Genomic DNA, 16,267 nt, shown 5'->3' with positions numbered 1-16,267 from the left:
TTGGTCACCATCGCGTGGCGGGCCACGAAACCGATCGTGGTGTGGGAGGCGTCGAGGGTGTAGGTGCCCTCCAGGTCGTTCAGCGGGCTCGAGGCCGGAACAAAGGTGTTCTCGACGGTCTCGGTGTCGTTCTTGCGGAAGAGGTTGAAAGCCATGTCAGTACCCAATCAGTGCGATGCGGTGCGGTTGATAGTTCAACTATAGGTCGACGATAAGCAACTGTCAAATCTTCAACTATTGCGACTTTGTGGGCCAGTCGCACCGCACGGCAGCAGCGCCTCGAGGGCGTGCTGATCCGGGCGGCGGAGCCGCTTGATGAGAGTCTGGCGCCTCGCGCCTTGACCCAAGGCTCACCCCAGCCCCACCCTCACCCCGCCCAAACCTCACCCCAGCCCGAGCCACCCGGGAACGTCCGCGAACGACTCCAGAACCACATCCGGCGCCGGGCCGTCATCGCCCAGCTGCGCCTCCCGGAACTTCCCGGTCCTGACCAGCACCCCGGTCATCCCGGCAGTCATGCCGCCGCGTACGTCGGAGTCCAGGTCGTCCCCGATCATTGCGACGTCACCCGGCCCGAGCCCCAGGGCTGCCAGGCCGGCCTCGAACAGCGCCGGGGCGGGCTTGCCGATCACCACAGCCTCGGTCCGGGCCGCCTGCTCCAGGGCGAGGACGAACGCGCCGGCGTCCAGCGCCAGCCCCTCGGTGGTCTGCCAGACCAGGTTGCGCTGCAGTGCGACGAGAACGGCTCCCTCGAGCAGGCAGGCCAGCGCATGGTTGAGTGCCGCGTGGGTGAACTCGGGTCCGGCGCTGCCGACCAGCACCACGTCCACGGTGCGCGGGTCGGCGTCCGGCGGGACGAGGGTGACGCCGGGGAGTTCGGATGAGAGGTCACCGCTGTTCAGCAGCAGGCAGCGGGCACCCGGATGGTTCGCCCTGACGTACGCCGCGGCTGCGCCGGCCACCGTGATCACGTCGTCGAGGCCGACCGGGAACCCCGCGCCCTGCAGCGCCTCGGTGATCGAGGCGCGGGTCCGGGACGTGGTGTTGGTGACCAGCCGCATCGGCACCCCCGCGTCCCGGAGACGCACGTACGCCTCCAGGGTTCCCGGTAGCGCTGCCCAGGAGACGACGAGCACCCCGTCGATGTCGATCAGCAGACCCTGCGTGCGCATGGCACCTCCCGTCGTGCGACCGGGCGTGCGGCCCCGTACGTCCATGGTGGCGCGTCCTCGCCGAGGCGACCAGACGCCGCCGGTCCCGACCGGTCCTGCGAGGGTTCCTTCCGCCCCGGCCTCCACCCGTCCTGCGCCATCTCCCGTGGACTGTCCGGCCCGGTCGCAGCAATGTCTTGCGAATCACACAGCCCGAGTAGCGGAGGCTGTCAACTTGGTGCTACGGTTTGTTCCGAAAGACAGCCCCTTCGGGGGTCAACAGGGTTGTTACTCATTCGAGGCAAGACCTGAGACGCACAGACCGTGCGCCTCGGGTCTTTTTTTGTTCTCGGGTGCAGTAGCCCGAGACAAGGAGCCTGACGATGTCGTCAACCACACTGTCCCCGGAGGGGGCAATCGTCGAAGGCGTCGGAGGACCTGACAACATCAGGTCCCTGACGCACTGTGCCACCCGGTTGCGGTTCGAGCTGAAGGACGGTTCGAAGGTCGACCAGTCCGAGCTCGAGAAGATCCCCGGCGTGATGGGGGCGGTCCCGCAGAGTGGCGACCGCTACCAGGTCATCATCGGCGGAGCCGTCCAGTCGGTCTACACCAACATCATGGCCCTGCCGGTCATGAAGGGCGGTGCCGTCGCGGCCGCCCCGAGCGACGAGGAGGTGAAGGCCCAGGCGCGTTCCAAGACCCGCGGCAAGGTGGCCTGGCTGGACCGCTTCTTCGAGTACCTGTCCGACTCGTTCCGCCCGCTGCTGGGTGTCCTGCTCGGTGCCTCGCTGATCATCGCGTTCGCCGCGGTGATGGACGCCCTCGGTGTCCAGGACTTCCGCGCCGCCGACAAGCCTGCAGCCTGGGTGTTCATCGACGCCATGTGGCGCGGTGTGTTCTACTTCCTGCCCATCATGGTGGCGTTCAACGCCTCCAAGAAGCTCGACATCGACCCGTGGGTCGGCGCAACCGTGATGGGCGCGCTGATGACACCGGAGTTCATCAGCCTCTCCGACGTGACCCGCTTCGCCGACACCATCTGCACCACGAACGCCACGCTGGGCACCGAGTCCTGTGTCGCCAACGTCTTCGGCATCCCGATGCAGCTCAACGGCTATGGCGGCCAGGTCTTCGTACCGCTGATCATGGTCGCGGTGCTCGCCCTGGTCTACAAGGGCCTGAAGAAGATCTTCCCGGCCAACCTCCAGATGGTCTTTGTGCCCTTCTTCTCGATGATCATCATGATCCCGGTGACCGCCTTCCTGATCGGCCCGCTGGGTATCTGGCTGGGTAGCGGCCTCGGCTCCGGCCTGGCCTGGATGAACACCAACGCCCCGTTCGTGTTCGCCATCCTGATCCCCCTGCTGTACCCGTTCCTGGTCCCGCTGGGCCTGCACTGGCCGCTGAACGCCCTGATGCTGGTCAACATCCAGACCCTCGGCTACGACTTCATCCAGGGTCCGATGGGTGCCTGGAACTTCGCCTGCTTCGGCGCCACCGCCGGCGTGCTCTTCCTCTCCATCCGTGACAAGGACGTGGCCATGCGCCAGACCGCCACGGGTGCCCTCGCCGCCGGCCTGTTCGGTGGTATCTCCGAGCCCTCCCTCTACGGCATCCACCTGCGCTTCAAGCGGATCTACCCGCGCATGCTGGTCGGCTGCTTCACCGGTGGCCTCACCATCGCCATCCTCGGCGCCCCGTTCCACGGCGTGAAGACCCAGGCGTTCGCCTTCACCTCGCTGCTCACCATCCCGGTCTTCTCCCCGATGTGGGTCTACTCGATCGCCGTCGCCGTGGCGTTCTTCACCTCGATGATCCTGATCATCGTCTCCGACTACCGCACCCCCGAGCAGCGCGCCGAGGCCAAGGCCGCCCTGGCCGCAGCCTCCGCCGCCCCCGTCCCGGACACCGACGACGCCCCGCTGTCGGGTTCCGTCGCGGCCCCGGCCCACTCCGGCGGCACGCTGACACTGGTCCGCACCACGGTGCTGGCCCCGGTCGCCGGCCACGTCGTCGGCCTCGACGAGGTCGAGGACAAGGTCTTCGCCTCCCGCACCCTCGGTGAGGGCGTCGGCATCGTCCCCGCGGACGGCCACGTGGTCGCCCCGGTCTCCGGCAAGCTGGTCACGGTCGCCAAGACCGGGCACGCCTTCGGGATCCGTACGGACGACGGTGTCGAGGTGCTGGTGCACATCGGCATCGACACCGTGCAGCTGAAGGGTGAGGGATTCGACGTCGCGGTCGCCAAGGGCGAGCGCGTGGAGGCCGGTGACCTGCTCACCGACGTCGACCTGGGTGTGATCCGCCAGGCCGGATACGACACCATGACTGTCATGACCATCACGAACACGAAGGCAATGGCGGAAGTGGCGCCGATCATCGGTGAGGACGTCGTCACCGGCGATCCCGTCATCACGGTGTCGCGCTGAGCCTGTCATGGACATCCTGCGAGTCCTGAACAACAACGTCGTCCTCGCGCGTGACCCGTCCGAGGGCGAGGTGATCCTGGTCGGGCGGGGCCTGGGCTTCCAGGTCCGGCCCGGCCAGCCGGTCGACCCCAAGAAGGTCGTCCGGAGGTTCGTGCCCGACGACGGCCGCGACCCCGACCACCTGGCCATGTTGCTCGCGGATGTCCCCCCGGAGTACATCCAACTCATCACCACGGCGATGGCCGAGGCCGGGCTGGGCGGCAAGCCCGCCGGCACTACCACCCTGGTGATCGCGCTGGCCGACCACATCCGCTTCGCCGTGAAGCGGATGGAGGTCGGCCAGCACGTGGAGTACCCGCTGCTCGCCGAGGTGCAGAACCTGTACGCCGCCGAGTACGCCCAGGGCCTCGCCGTCCTGCACGCGGTCAACGCCCACCTGGAGGACCCGCTGCCGGACAGCGAGGCCGTGGCGCTCACCCTGCACCTGGTCAACGCAGGGTTCTCCACCGGGGACCTGTCCTACACGTACACGATGACCGGCATCATCCAGCAGATGCTGGACGTGATCGCGTCCTCCTACGAGATGGACCTGGACGGCAGCTCGGTCAACGTGGGGCGCTTCATCACCCACCTGCGCTACCTGTTCGTCCGGATCCACGACCACAACCAGCTGACCGAACGGCACTCCGAGATCGGCGCGGCGATCCGCCAGGCCTACCCCGATGCCCTGCAGTGCGCGGACAAGCTGGCCGCCATCATCGAGCTGCGGCTCGGCTCGCCGGTCACCGACGACGAGCTGTCCTACCTCACCCTGCACGTGGCGCGCGTCGCCAACGAGTGAGCCGGCTCCTCGCCGGCCGAGGATCGTCGGGTCCTGCCGGGAGTTGTCCGACCGCCTGACACGTGGTGAGCTGGGTTCGTCCGGTGACACGGGCGGACTCAGGAGGCGGAAGATGCGCACGGTCGTCGAAGAGGCCTGGTGAGGCGGGATGAGTCAGCAGGACCAAGGGCTCACGCCAGGACAGCCCAGCCAGCCGGGCCAGCCCAACCAGCCGGGCGAGCCAAACGAGCCCAACGAGCCGGACCAGCCGCCGCGCTCCTGGCTGACCCGCACGCTGTTCCCGGATGGGGAGGAGCCCGACGCACGGTTCACCCTGGCCAATGAGCGTACGTTCCTGGCCTGGATCCGGACCGGGCTCGCGCTGCTCGGCGGCGGCATCGCCCTGGAGGCCTTCGCCCTGGGCATCCCGACAGACGTCCGGACCCCGGCGGCGATCATCCTGGTGCTGACCGCGCTGGTGATCTCGGCGACCTCGCTGTTCCGCTGGCGCAGCGTGGAACTGGCGATGCGGCGCAAGCGCCCCCTGCCCGCCCCGATGCTCACGGTGGTACTGACCGTCGGGCTCAGCGTGGCCACCGTCGTCCTGCTCGCCATCTTCGTCTCGATCGGGGGCGCACCGTGAGGTCGCCGGCCCCCGTCCACGACGATCCGGGCCTCCAGCCCGAACGCACCCAGCTGGCCTGGGTCCGCACGACACTCTCCTTCATGGCGGTCGGCCTGCTCGCGCTGCGACTGGGGGTCACGGCGGGCATCGACGTCTCCGCCATCATCCTGGTCATCGTCGCGGTGGTGGTCCTGGTCGTCGCGAACGACGCCCGGCGGCACCGCCGCAGCGTCCACGGGATCAACCAAGGGGTGGTCGAGCCGGCGACGTCGGCGGTGCTGGTGGTCGGCGGCGGGATGCTGCTGCTCGAGCTGATCACCCTGGTCCTGATCGTCGGCGCCCGCGGCTGAGACCGACAAGCGCGCAAACCTTGCACAAACCTTGTATGTGGCCCGTATCCTCACCTATGCTCAAGGCCTACCGTTCCGTGCCCTCGCGGCACCGGACTGAGGAGGCAGTGTGACAGCGACCATCACCCCCCATGCCCAGCTCGTTCGTGACGAGGTCGTGCTGCTCGCCGACGACGGCACCCCCCGTGGGACGTACGACCGGGTGGCCGTCCACACGGATGCCACCCCCCTGCACCAGGCGTTCTCCGTGCACCTGTTCAACCGGCACGGCGAGGTCCTGATCACCCGGCGGGCCGTCACCAAGAAGACCTGGCCCGGCGTCTGGTCCAACTCCTGCTGCGGCCACCCCCGCCCCGGCGAGCCGGTCGAGGACGCCGTCCGCCGCCGCGTACGCGAGGAGCTCGGCCTGGAGGTGACCGACGTGGTGGTCGCCCTGCCCGACTTCCGCTACCGCGCCGTCGACTCCAGCGGCATCGTCGAGAACGAGATCTGCCCGGTCTACCTGGGCTTCGTCACCTCCGACACGGTCCGCCCCGACGAGGCCGAGGTCGGGGACCAGGCCTGGGTGCCCTGGTCCGACTTCGTCGCCGCGATCCGCGCCACCCCACAGGTCTACAGCCCCTGGTCGGTGCTGCAGGTGCCCCAGCTCGAGCCGCGGATGGCTCGGCTGATGGCCGAGCTGCCACTGCCCACCTCCGACGCCCAGGCCTGCATCGACGACGTCGACGCACTGCTGGCCAAGGAGAACGCGCGCCTGGCCGCCAGCTGGTCCGGCTTCCGCGGCAACCTGGGCGTGGACGTCCTCGAGCGCGACCTGCCCGAGTGGATGGGCTCCCAGATGAGCGCCGGCGGCAAGCGCTTCCGGGTCGCGATGGCCTACTGGGGCTTCATCGCCGCCGGCGGCCAGTTGGCCAGCCCCGGCTACAGCCACCTGGTCACTACCGCCTCCGCGCTGGAGTCGCTGCACTACTTCGCGCTCGTCCACGACGACGTGATGGACGAGTCGCTGTCGCGCCGCGGCCGTCCCTCCGCCCATATCCAGGCCGAGGCGCGCCACCAGGACGCCGAGGCGCTCGGTGACGCCGCCGTCTTCGGGCGCAACCTGGCCATCCTGCTCGGCGACCTGGCCCACATGCAGGCCGACCGGCTGGCCGCCCGGCTGCCCGCCGAGCTGCAGACCCTCTGGTACGACCTGTGCACCGAGCTGATGGTCGGCCAGCGGGCCGACCTGACCGGTGCCGCCGCCGGCCGACGCGACCTGGAGCACGCCCGCCAGGTGGCCCACCTGAAGTCCGGCTGCTACACCGTCGTCCGGCCGCTCGAACTGGGTGCGGTCGCCGCCGGTGCCTCCGACCAGGTCCGGGTCGCTCTTGGCGACGTCGGCGAGCACCTGGGCCAGGCGTTCGCCCTGCGCGACGACTACCTGGGCGTCTGGGGTGATCCCCAGCTGACCGGCAAGCCCTCCGGCGACGACCTGGTCGAGGGCAAGGCGACGGTCATCCTCGCGCTCGCCGCCGACCGGCTCACCAACGGCGCGGCCCTCGCGCTGGAACGCGTCGGCACCCAACGGGCCCGGCGCGGCGACATCGAACTGCTGCAGCGCACCCTGACCAGGATCGGCGTCCGCGCCGAGGTTGAACGCCTGATCGACGCCGAGGTCCGGGCCGCCGAGGCCGGCCTCGACGCCTGCCGTACGCTCCACCCCGCCGGGGTCGAGGGGCTGCGCGCGATGATCGCCCGGATCGCCTGGAGGGACGCATGAGCACCGTCATCGTCGTCGGCGCCGGCCTGGCCGGCCTGTCCGCCGCCGCGCACCTGCGCAAGGACGGCAACGAGGTGGTGGTGGTCGAGCGCGAGGCCACCCCCGGCGGTCGCAGCGGGCGGATGGAGCGCGACGGCTTCACCTTCGACACCGGCCCCACCGTGCTGACCATGGTCGACCTGGTCCGCGAGCCGTTCACCGCGCTCGGCGCCCGGATGGAGGACCACCTGGACCTCCAGGTGCTCGATCCGGCCTACCGTGCCCGCTACGCCGACGGGTCGACGCTGCACGTACGCCACGGCCACCAGGCGATGCGCGCGGAGATCGAGGCACAGTCCGGCCCGGCCGACGCGGCCGCCTTCGACGACTTCGTCGACTGGCTGCGGGCGCTCTACGCGGTCGAGATGCCGCACTTCATCGAGACCAACTTCGACTCCCCGCTGGACCTGCTCCGCCACCCGCTCGCGGCCGCCGAGCTGCTCCGGTTGCGCGGCTTCGGCCGGCTCGGCCCGGAGATCCGCCGCCGCTTCCGCGACGACCGGCTGCACCGGCTGTTCTCCTTCCAGGCGATGTACGCCGGACTCGCCCCCGACCAGGCCCTCGCCCTGTACGCGGTGATCACGTACATGGACAGCGTCGAGGGGGTGTACTTCCCGGCCGGTGGGATGCGGGCCGTCCCGCAGGCGATGACCGCAGCCGCCGAGGCCGCCGGGGTCACCTTCCGGTTCGGCGAATCGGTTGCCGCCCTGGACCGCGGCACCGACGGCCGGGTCACCGGGGTCACACTGGAGGGCGGGGAACGCCTGGCGGCCGATGCCGTCGTCGTCACCCTGGACCTGCCGACCGCCTACTCCCGGCTGCTGCCCGACCTCACGCCACCGCGTGCCGTCCGCAAGGGCTCGTACTCCCCGTCGGCCCTGGTCTGGCACCTCGGCGTCCGCGGTACCCCGGGGCCCGAGGTGGCGCACCACAACATCCACTTCGGCCAGCAGTGGTCCGAGGCCTTCCACGACCTGCTCAAGCGCGGCACCGCGATGGCCGACCCGTCCCGGTTCGTCTGCGTCCCCTCGCTGCACGATGCGACCGCCGCGCCCGAGGGCTGCTCGACGATGTACGTGCTCGAGCCGGTACCGAACCTGCAGGTCGGCCGGCTCGACTGGGCGCTGGAGGGGCCCCGGCTGCGCGACCGGCTGCATGGCTTCCTCGCCGCAGAGGGGTACCCGATCGACATCGTCACCGAGGAGCTGGTCACCCCGGTCGACTGGCGTGACCAGGGGATGGCCGCGGGGACGCCGTTCGCGCTGGCGCACACTTTCCCGCAGACCGGTCCCTTCCGGCCCCCGAACGTCGACCGCCGCGTCCCGGGGCTGGTGTTCGCCGGCTCGGGCACGGTGCCCGGGGTGGGCGTCCCGATGGTGCTGATCTCGGGCCGGCTGGCCGCCCAGCGGGTCCGCGAGGGGGGCCGATGAACGCCTTGCTGCGGGAGGGGTACCGCCGCTGCGCGCGGCTGACCCGGGCGTACGGGACCACCTACTACTGGGGGGCCCTGCTGCTGGACCGGGCCCAGCGCCGGGACGTGTACGCGGTGTACGCCCTCTGCCGGCTGGCCGACGACATTGTCGACGAACCGGATCGCGACCACGTCGGCGTCCCGGCCGGCGGGACCCCGGTCGAGCGGCTGGCCGCGTTTCGCGCACTGTTCGCCGACGCCGTCGAGCACGGCTCCGACGACCCGGTGCTGGCGGCGGTGGGGGACAGCATCCGGCGCCGCGGGACCTCGCTGGAGTGCTTCGACAGGTTCTTCGACGCGATGGCCCTGGACCTGGACCGGACCACCTGGGCCACCTGGGAGGAGCTGCGCGACGGCTACATGGAGGGCTCGGCGGCCGTCATCGGGGAGATGATGCTGCCTGTGCTCGAGCCGCTGTCGCCGGCCGCGAAGGCGCCGGCCCGCAGCCTGGGGCTGGCGTTCCAGCTGACCAACTTCCTGCGCGACGTCGCCGAGGACCTGGACCGTGGCCGCGTCTACCTGCCCCAGGATGCGCTGGCCCGCCACGGCGCCGACCCGTCCCTGCGCCGGGTCACCCCGCAGTGGCGCGCACTGATGGCCGAACAGATCGAGCTGAACCGGAGGCTCTACGCCGAGGCGCTGGTCGGGCTGGACCTGCTGCCGCCGGCCTCGCGGCGCTGCGTGGGCACCGCGCTGGTGCTCTACTCGCGGATCCTGGACCGGATCGAGGCGGCCGACTACGACGTCTTCTCGGGCCGCCACCGGGTCCCGGCGACCGAGAAGTTGGCGGTGCTGTTCCGTACGCTCGCCCTCGACGTCCCCCGCCCGACCCTGGGGCCGACCACCCCGACCCTGGAGGTGGCGTGACCCGCCCGACTATCCCGCTGCGCCGGCTGGTCCAGCCCGACGAGGACCACCTGCGCTCCACCTGGCGCCAGGCCACCGTGCGCCGGATCGAACACGCCCTGGCACTGTCCCAGCAGCGCGACCCGGGTGGCTGGTACGTCGCCGGCGCCTCCGGTGACATCGGGGCGACCTCGGTGGTCCGGACCATCGCCGGGCGCGAGGTGGCGCTGTGGCGCGACCACTCCGGCCACCTGCACGCCGGCCCCGGGGCCTGCCCGCACATGGGGGCCGCGCTGGCCGGCTGCTCGGTGGGGGACCGCGGGATCCGGTGCCGCTGGCACGGCATGGAGCTGCCCGCCGAGGGCGGCGGGGCGTGGCGCGAGTTCGGTGCCCACGACGACGGCGCGCTGGTCTGGGTGCAGCTGCCCACGCCCGGCGAGACCCCGGCGGACAGCCCGGTGCTGCCGGTCCGGCCTCCGCTGGGCGAGTCGATCAGTTCGGTGGTGGCGATGCCGGCCACCTGCGAGCCGGCCGACATCCTCGCGAACCGGCTCGACCCCTGGCACGGCGCCTGGTTCCACCCGTACGCGTTCAGCCACCTGACCGTCGACGAGGACCGCAGCTCGCCCGAGGAACTCATCGTGCACGTCGCCTTCCGGCTCAACCCGACCTGGGGCGTGCCGGTGGTCGCCAGCTTCACCACCCCGGACGCCCGTACGATCGTGATGCACATCATCGAGGGCGAGGGTGCCGGCAGCGTCGTCGAGACGCACGCCACCCCGCTCGGCCCCGGTCCCGACGGGCTGGCCCGCACGATGATGACCGAGGTGACGATCGCGCACTCCCCGCGGGCCGGGTTCCGGGTGGCGCGCCGCCTCGGCTTCCTGCTCGACCCGGCGATCCGGGCGACCGCCCGCCAGCTGTGGGTGGACGACCTGGCGTACGCCGAACGCCGCTACGCGCTCAGGTCCGGCTCCGTGGCGCGCTGACGGGCGGACTGACGGCGGGCGAACACGCCCTCCATCGGGACGGTCCACAGGTCCTGGCCGAGCACGCCCCAGCCGGCCAGCAGCTTGTTGGCGGCCAGGATGCCGGTGGTCGCGGCCCGCTCCATCAGCGCGACCGGGTAGTCGGCGCGGACCCAGTCCCCGGCCAGCACCAGGCCGGGCACAGGCGTGGACACCCCCGGGCGCTCGAGCCAGGGGGAGGGGTCGATCAGGGTGCAGTCGTCGGCGACGAGCAGTTCGCGGTGCACCTGGGCCAGCTCGGCGGTCTCCGGGAAGACCTCGTGCAGCTGGTGGAGCAGCTCCTCGGCGACCGCCTCCGCCTGCGGGCTGCCGGGACGTACGTCCATGGCTGCGGCGTACGCGTGCAACTCGACCACGGACCCGCCGTGGGCCTCCGACCAGGCCCGGGCGCCGTCCTCGAAGCGTTCCAGCACCGACACGTTGTCCAGCGGGCCGTAGCCGCTGGTGCCGAGGAAGGCCGGCCGGTCGTCGGCGACCTTGCCGGAGAACCACAGCCGCAGCACCACGAACGGCGGCGCGCTCCGGGTCCGGGCGACGGTGTCCAGCCAGTGGGTGACCCGGGGGGTACGCCGGTCGGTGGGCAGGTCGAGGTCGGCGACCAGGTCGCGGGCGGTCCGCGGGTCGGTGGCCAGCACCACTGCGTCAGCGGAGACCGTGCCCGCTGAGGTGGCCAGCTCGACACCCTGCTCGAGGCTGCGGACCTGCTCGACGCTGACGCCGGTACGGATGCTCACGCCTCGCTCGTACAGGTAGCGGCCCAGCGGTCCCCACCAGACGGTGTCGTAGTCGTCGCGAGGCACGTCGAACAGCAGCCCCTCGGCCGAGCCGGTGAAGTAGGCGTGGAACATCGCCACCAGCTCGCCGGCGGAGAACTCGCGCGGATCGGCGAAGAACGAGCGGGCGAACACCTCCAGCGCCAGGTCCCGGGCGGCCAGCGGGAAGTTCAGCCGGTCCAGGAACGCGGCGGCAGACTCCCCGTCGTGGTCGCTGTAGGTCTGCGGGAAGCGGGCGGTGACGAGCTCCATCGCGGCCCGTACGTTCACCTTGGCCAGCGAGCGTGCGGTGAACGCGGGGCTGGCCACGACGAACCCGAGGACGCTCCACGGCGGGGTGCGGGGGATGTTGGTGAACGAGTCGCGCAGGCCGCCGGGGCGCTGCAGCGGGTAGTCCTCGATCGGCACCAGACCGGACAGCTCGGGGTCGACCCGTCGCAGCAGGGCGCGCAGGTTGTAGTACTGGCGGAAGAAGGCGTGGAAGCCGCGGCTCATCGTGCGGCCGTCCTCCAGCGGCCAGGCCGCCACCCGGCCACCCAGGCGCGCGGAGGACTCCAGCAGGGTGACCGACACCCCGCGCTCGGCCAGGACCGCCGCCGCCATGATGCCGGCGATCCCGCCGCCGACGACCGCCACGTGGTGGGGTTCGCGGACGGTATCGGTGCCGACCGGGGCCCGGTGGAGGACGGCCCGTCGGTCACGTCCGGGGTAGGCGGGTTGGGTGCTCATCCGAGGGGCTCCTTGTGGGCGTGGAAGGTGTGCAGGATGCCGCGCTGCCAGCCGCGGACGTCCTGGTGTCCGACATCGGCGAAGCCGGCCCCGGCCAGCCGTCCGCAGAAGCGATCGGTGGAGTCGAACTCCCGGACGCTGCTGCGCAGGTAGCGGTAGAGCCCGGTGTTGCCGCGGTCCAGGACGGCGGCCAGCGGGGAGATGATGCCGCGGGACACAGCCTCCCATGTCGCGGCGGCGCGCCGGTCGCCGGCGACCGAGTACTCCTGGGTGACCAGCCAGCCGCCGGGGGCCAGCAGCTCGTGGACCTCGCGCACCGCGGTGTCCCGACGCTCGGCCGGGACGTTGCGGAACAGGTAGGCGGCGTGGATGCCGTCCCAGCTGCCCCGGCCCAGGGTGTCCAGGTCGAGCTCGCCGCAGACGGCCTGGCCGAAGCTGACCGAGGCGGGCCATCGCTTGCGGTGGGCGGCGGCGAGCATGCCGGCGGAGGCGTCCAGGCCCTGCAGGACCGTGCCGGCCGGGAGGGCGCGGGCGAGCGCCGCGGTGGACGCTCCCGACCCGCAGGCCAGGTCCAGGATCCGCAGTGGGCGGTCCTCGGCGGGTCGTGCGCGGTGGGCCAGCGTCCGGGCCGAGCGGTCGAGGGCCGCGTGGTAGCCGGGGTTGAGGCCGACCATCAGGTCGTAGCGGGGCGCGCCGGCGTCGAACCAGTCGCCGAGGGACGCCGCCGGGAGGGCGGCGCGGGCGCGGTCGGCGAGGGTCATCGATCGTCCACCCGCGTGGCATCGGGCCGGGTCATTTCGGGCCGGGGCTGCTCGGTCGGGCGCTGCTCGGTCGGAGCTGTCCCACTGCGTCGTGCCTCGGCGCGGCGGTTGAGCCGCACCCACAGCAGCAGTGTCAGGGTGACCATCGAGAACCCGAAGCCGAAGTCCTCGATCGGGATGTCCCACGGCGCGCGGATACCCAGCATCTGCTCGGGGGCGTACTGCACGATCGGGTCGCTCAGCTTGGTCAGCCAGCCGTCGACGAGGGTCTGGAAGGCGAAGATGATCGCCATCGCGATCCAGTACTGGGCCCGGCGGAACAGCCCCGTACGCAGCCACAGCAGTTCCAGTGCGACGACGGCGACCACCGAGACGACGGTCAGGACGGTGTACTCAGGCATCGGCGCGCTCCCGGTCGGTGGTCGCCCGGGCCGTCCGCGTCGCCCGGATCGCCGCCACTCGGCGCAGGACGTACCCGACCGCCTCGTACGTGAGCAGGCCGCACAGCGGTACGACGATGAAGAAGACGAGCTCCTCCAGCGGCATCACGCCCAGCCGGATCCCGCTGACGAACCGCGGGTTGTAGCTCCAGTGGTCGCGCAGGATCCCGACGATGTCCCAGATCGCGTAGAGGACGACGACCGGGGCGATGGCGGCCAGGGCGAGGCGCCAGCGCCGGTAGACGCGGGCGCGCAGCACGAACTCCAGGGGGAGCGTGATCACCACGCAGGCCGCCATGAGCAGGAGGTACTGGTACGGGTCCATCGTGCCTTCCTCGTGGGTTGCGTCACAGCCTAGGCGAAGCCGGCCCACCGGCGGCGCCGCTCAGCTGTCGGACCGCGGCGCGAGGCGTCGCGCGACCGCACGAGGTGCGCGGACGCCCACCTGGGCCGACCCGTGGGGGAGGTCCGTGGGAGACCTGTGGGGAAGACCGGCGGGAGTCAGATCCTGGCGTCGATGTGCTGGTAGCCGGAGTCCTCGCGGGTGCCGCCCTGGCCGTCACCGACCTGGTGGTAGTCGCGGATCAGGGACACCGACCGGACCCACTTGACCATCTTGTAGCCGTGCATGGACTCGACCCGGAGCCGCAGCGGGGCGCCGTACATGTCGGGGATGGCGTCCCCGTTCATCCCCCAGGCCAGGATGGTCTCCTCCTCCCGGGCCACGTCCATCGGCAGCACGGTGTAGTAGGGCTCGACCGGTCGGCCGTCGTGCATGTGCTGGGCCTTGCCGAACGACTCGAACATCACGTAGCGCGCACCCTCGAGGGGCTCGACGGTGTCGAGCAGGTCACGGACGCGTACGCCGGTCCACTTGGCGATGCCGGTCCAGCCCTGCATGCAGGTGTGCATGGTGATCTGCTCGCGGACGTGGAACTCGTTCCGCAGTTGCTCCAGGCTGTAGGAGACGGCATCGCGGGTCTGCCCGCCGACCTCGAGCCGGAAGTCGCGGAAGTCGTCCGCGCGCAGCTGGTGCCACTCGGCGGACTCCTCCATCGCCGGGGTCCTGGTGTTGACCCAGTGGAACGGCGAGATGTCCCGCTCGGTGAAGGTGTGGGCGGCGGCCTGGTGCGAGGAGAACCGGTCCAGGAGGAGCCGGCGGACCGGTGCGGTGGCCCCCCAGAGCACACGCTGGGACCGGCGCAGGTCGATCAGGGTGAGGTAGCTCAGTGCGATCCACAGCAGGACCACGCCGAGGATCGTGAACAGGACGGTGGTCAGGGCCTGGGCGAACAGGGCCTCGTCCCGCACGCCGAACGCCATCTGCGGCAGGTTGACCGTCGGGTGGACCACGAAGACCAGGCTGACGTGCACGACGATGAAGAAGCTGATGAAGATCATCGCCAGGAAGTGCAGCGAGCGCGCCGCCTGCCGGCCGCCGAACAACTTGGGGTACCACGGGAAGCGCCCGACCACGGCCGGCGACATCACCGGCCCGGTGAGCATCATGAACGGCGCGAAGACGAACACCACGAAGAAGTACATCAGCCTCTGCAGCGAGTCGTACGGGGTGAAGTGCTCGATGCCGGGGATGCCGAAGCCCAGGTAGATCCTCATGGAGTCCCAGGCCTGGGGGAAGACCGACCAGCTGGTCGGCACGATCCGGTGCCACTCCCCGGTGGCGAACAGCAGCGTGACGTAGACCGCGCCGTTCAGCACCCACAGGCTCGTGACCAGCCCGTGCCAGGCCCTGCCCATGGCGATCTTCCCGTTGCCCGGCAGCACCAGCAGGGGACTCCAGCTGCGCTGGTCGTCACGGGCGGTGTAGGCGCCGACCTCGGTGGGGACCTTGTCCTTGGTGAACCTGATCCACTCGCTGCCGGGGGTGCAGTTGTTCTTCCAGTACAGGCGCGGATGGGAGGCGATGATCTCCCAGCCGGAACGGATCAGCAGGCCGATGAGGATGAAGTTGACCAGGTGCGTGGCGCGCAGCCACAGCGGGAAGTCGAGCGGGACGAGCATGGGGATCTCCGGTTCAGCACAGTCATTGGGCAGGGCGTGGGGGAGCTGGGGCTACGGCAGGGAGGCGAGTGGTACGTGGCCTACGAGGCGTACGTGGCCCGGTGGGCGGCCAGGTGCAGCCGGCGATGGTGGTTGCCCGGAGGGCCGGTTTCATCGAAGCGGCGCAAACTGCCACCCCCGTCACGAGTGGGTCCCTCGTCCGTTGACCGTCCCTATGACGGAAAAAACAAGGAAGTGCCATTTAATTTAGGGTGTCGCTGCGGTTCGGTTCGTCCCCCCTGCGGCTCGATGGCAACAGTTGCCATCGCGATGCGGCTCCCGTCCGTGGTGGCGAGCCTCCAGGGGTGGTCGGTTGGGCGCGTCGTGCGCCCAGGGCCTCGAGCAGTGCCGGGGATGACGGCGGATCAAGAACCGAGGTGGCCGGGACGATGGGCGATCGAGAACCGTCGCGCAGGGGGGGAGGCGATCGAAGTTCGGGCCTCCAGGTGTCCTTGGGTCGGCCCGTGTCCCAGCGCGTCCGGGCTTACTGCTGGGGCCACCCCCGAGCCGACGTGGCCACGCCCGGGGTGCTGGCGATATCGGGCTTGCTGGTGGCTGGGGGTGCTCTGTCTGTGGCCGTGCTCGCTGTTGGTGGCCGTGCCCACTGCCATTGGCTGGGTTCGCTGCTGGTGCAGGGGCAGTGAGGTCTGTTTTGGGCAGTGAGGTCTGCCAGGGGCAGCGAACAGCGCCGGGCGGATGGCTGGCCGGTGCACGGTTAGGTAGGCCCGTGCGGTGCGGTGCGGTGCGGTGCGGTGCGGTGCGGGCCTGGTAGTGGGGCGTGGAGACGCGGACGCCGTCCGGGCCCGTGGGGGCCGGACGGCGTCCGTGGATCAGGTGCCGGTCAGGGACCGGTGCGGGGATCGGTTGTTCAGGCGTTCTTGATGGCGGAGATCTCGAACTCGAGGGTGATCTTGTCGGAGACGAGGACGCCGCCGGTCTCGAGGGCGGCGTTCCAGACCAGGCCGAAGTCCTTGCGGTC

At 70.8% G+C, this 16,267-nt stretch carries 14 protein-coding genes and 1 pseudogene; 8 read left to right on the top strand and 7 right to left on the bottom strand.

Annotated elements, in window-relative coordinates; genetic code table 11:
* Positions 1-383: 383 nt before the first annotated feature.
* Complete coding sequence (locus GA0111570_RS16855; protein ID WP_092613826.1) at positions 384-1,172, bottom strand: HAD-IIA family hydrolase; 789 nt, start codon at positions 1,170-1,172, stop codon at positions 384-386.
* A 362-nt stretch (positions 1,173-1,534) separates the two neighbouring features.
* Between GA0111570_RS16855 and GA0111570_RS16850 the strand changes: the two genes are divergently transcribed.
* The 8 genes from GA0111570_RS16850 to GA0111570_RS16815 all read left to right on the top strand — a co-directional run bounded on the left by GA0111570_RS16850 (position 1,535) and on the right by GA0111570_RS16815 (position 10,485).
* On the top strand, positions 1,535-3,583 hold the full coding sequence (locus GA0111570_RS16850) for a glucose PTS transporter subunit IIA (protein ID WP_092613825.1): 2,049 nt from the start codon (positions 1,535-1,537) through the stop codon (positions 3,581-3,583).
* Between the two features lie 7 nt (positions 3,584-3,590).
* The gene (locus tag GA0111570_RS16845; RefSeq protein WP_092613824.1) at positions 3,591-4,424 is read left to right on the top strand and encodes a PRD domain-containing protein; all 834 of its coding nucleotides are present in this window, start codon (positions 3,591-3,593) and stop codon (positions 4,422-4,424) included.
* A 148-nt stretch (positions 4,425-4,572) separates the two neighbouring features.
* The gene (locus GA0111570_RS16840; protein WP_092613823.1) at positions 4,573-5,046 is read left to right on the top strand and encodes a YidH family protein; all 474 of its coding nucleotides are present in this window, start codon (positions 4,573-4,575) and stop codon (positions 5,044-5,046) included.
* Positions 5,043-5,378, top strand: a complete 336-nt coding sequence (locus tag GA0111570_RS16835) for a DUF202 domain-containing protein (protein WP_092613822.1) — start codon at positions 5,043-5,045, stop codon at positions 5,376-5,378. The genes GA0111570_RS16840 and GA0111570_RS16835 overlap by 4 nt, the downstream gene beginning before the upstream one ends.
* 109 nt (positions 5,379-5,487) lie before the next feature.
* Positions 5,488-7,140, top strand: coding sequence for an isopentenyl-diphosphate Delta-isomerase (gene idi, locus GA0111570_RS16830; RefSeq protein ID WP_217634245.1), 1,653 nt, complete (start codon positions 5,488-5,490; stop codon positions 7,138-7,140).
* The gene (gene crtI / locus GA0111570_RS16825) at positions 7,137-8,609 is read left to right on the top strand and encodes a phytoene desaturase family protein (RefSeq protein WP_092613821.1); all 1,473 of its coding nucleotides are present in this window, start codon (positions 7,137-7,139) and stop codon (positions 8,607-8,609) included. The genes idi and crtI overlap by 4 nt, the downstream gene beginning before the upstream one ends.
* A complete protein-coding gene (locus tag GA0111570_RS16820; protein ID WP_092613820.1) occupies positions 8,606-9,517 on the top strand; it encodes a phytoene/squalene synthase family protein in 912 nt (303 codons plus the stop codon). The genes crtI and GA0111570_RS16820 overlap by 4 nt, the downstream gene beginning before the upstream one ends.
* Positions 9,514-10,485 (top strand): DUF5914 domain-containing Rieske (2Fe-2S) protein, encoded by a 972-nt coding sequence (locus GA0111570_RS16815; protein WP_092613819.1) that lies wholly within the window; start codon positions 9,514-9,516, stop codon positions 10,483-10,485. The genes GA0111570_RS16820 and GA0111570_RS16815 overlap by 4 nt, the downstream gene beginning before the upstream one ends.
* Here GA0111570_RS16815 and GA0111570_RS16810 read toward each other — a convergent pair.
* From GA0111570_RS16810 to GA0111570_RS18230, 6 genes and pseudogenes are all read right to left on the bottom strand, one after another.
* On the bottom strand, positions 10,452-12,026 hold the full coding sequence (locus GA0111570_RS16810) for a hydroxysqualene dehydroxylase (RefSeq protein WP_092613818.1): 1,575 nt from the start codon (positions 12,024-12,026) through the stop codon (positions 10,452-10,454). The genes GA0111570_RS16815 and GA0111570_RS16810 overlap by 34 nt on opposite strands.
* Positions 12,023-12,787 (bottom strand): class I SAM-dependent methyltransferase, encoded by a 765-nt coding sequence (locus GA0111570_RS16805; RefSeq protein WP_092613817.1) that lies wholly within the window; start codon positions 12,785-12,787, stop codon positions 12,023-12,025. The genes GA0111570_RS16810 and GA0111570_RS16805 overlap by 4 nt, the downstream gene beginning before the upstream one ends.
* Positions 12,784-13,188, bottom strand: a complete 405-nt coding sequence (locus tag GA0111570_RS16800; RefSeq protein ID WP_092613816.1) for a lycopene cyclase domain-containing protein — start codon at positions 13,186-13,188, stop codon at positions 12,784-12,786. The genes GA0111570_RS16805 and GA0111570_RS16800 overlap by 4 nt, the downstream gene beginning before the upstream one ends.
* Positions 13,181-13,552, bottom strand: a complete 372-nt coding sequence (locus tag GA0111570_RS16795; RefSeq protein WP_092613815.1) for a lycopene cyclase domain-containing protein — start codon at positions 13,550-13,552, stop codon at positions 13,181-13,183. Before GA0111570_RS16795 ends, GA0111570_RS16800 begins: the two co-directional genes overlap by 8 nt.
* A 176-nt stretch (positions 13,553-13,728) precedes the next feature.
* A complete protein-coding gene (locus GA0111570_RS16790; RefSeq protein ID WP_092613814.1) occupies positions 13,729-15,249 on the bottom strand; it encodes a molybdopterin-dependent oxidoreductase in 1,521 nt (506 codons plus the stop codon).
* A gap of 907 nt (positions 15,250-16,156) precedes the next feature.
* Positions 16,157-16,267 (bottom strand): annotated as a pseudogene (locus tag GA0111570_RS18230) (YceI family protein); the annotation flags it as partial.

Origin of the sequence: Raineyella antarctica (assembly GCF_900092135.1) — a bacterium.
In the GTDB taxonomy this organism is placed as follows: Bacteria; Actinomycetota; Actinomycetes; order Propionibacteriales; family Propionibacteriaceae; genus Raineyella; species Raineyella antarctica.
This window is presented reverse-complemented; position numbering and strand designations above follow the sequence as displayed.

Coding starts and splice junctions, on each gene's coding strand:
- GA0111570_RS16855 (WP_092613826.1), bottom strand. CDS start 1,172: ATGCGCACGCAGGGTCTGCTGATCGACATCGACGGGGTGCTCGTCGTC.
- GA0111570_RS16850 (WP_092613825.1), top strand. CDS start 1,535: ATGTCGTCAACCACACTGTCCCCGGAGGGGGCAATCGTCGAAGGCGTC.
- GA0111570_RS16845 (WP_092613824.1), top strand. CDS start 3,591: ATGGACATCCTGCGAGTCCTGAACAACAACGTCGTCCTCGCGCGTGAC.
- GA0111570_RS16840 (WP_092613823.1), top strand. CDS start 4,573: ATGAGTCAGCAGGACCAAGGGCTCACGCCAGGACAGCCCAGCCAGCCG.
- crtI (WP_092613821.1), top strand. CDS start 7,137: ATGAGCACCGTCATCGTCGTCGGCGCCGGCCTGGCCGGCCTGTCCGCC.
- GA0111570_RS16820 (WP_092613820.1), top strand. CDS start 8,606: ATGAACGCCTTGCTGCGGGAGGGGTACCGCCGCTGCGCGCGGCTGACC.
- GA0111570_RS16810 (WP_092613818.1), bottom strand. CDS start 12,026: ATGAGCACCCAACCCGCCTACCCCGGACGTGACCGACGGGCCGTCCTC.
- GA0111570_RS16805 (WP_092613817.1), bottom strand. CDS start 12,787: ATGACCCTCGCCGACCGCGCCCGCGCCGCCCTCCCGGCGGCGTCCCTC.
- GA0111570_RS16800 (WP_092613816.1), bottom strand. CDS start 13,188: ATGCCTGAGTACACCGTCCTGACCGTCGTCTCGGTGGTCGCCGTCGTC.
- GA0111570_RS16795 (WP_092613815.1), bottom strand. CDS start 13,552: ATGGACCCGTACCAGTACCTCCTGCTCATGGCGGCCTGCGTGGTGATC.
- GA0111570_RS16790 (WP_092613814.1), bottom strand. CDS start 15,249: ATGCTCGTCCCGCTCGACTTCCCGCTGTGGCTGCGCGCCACGCACCTG.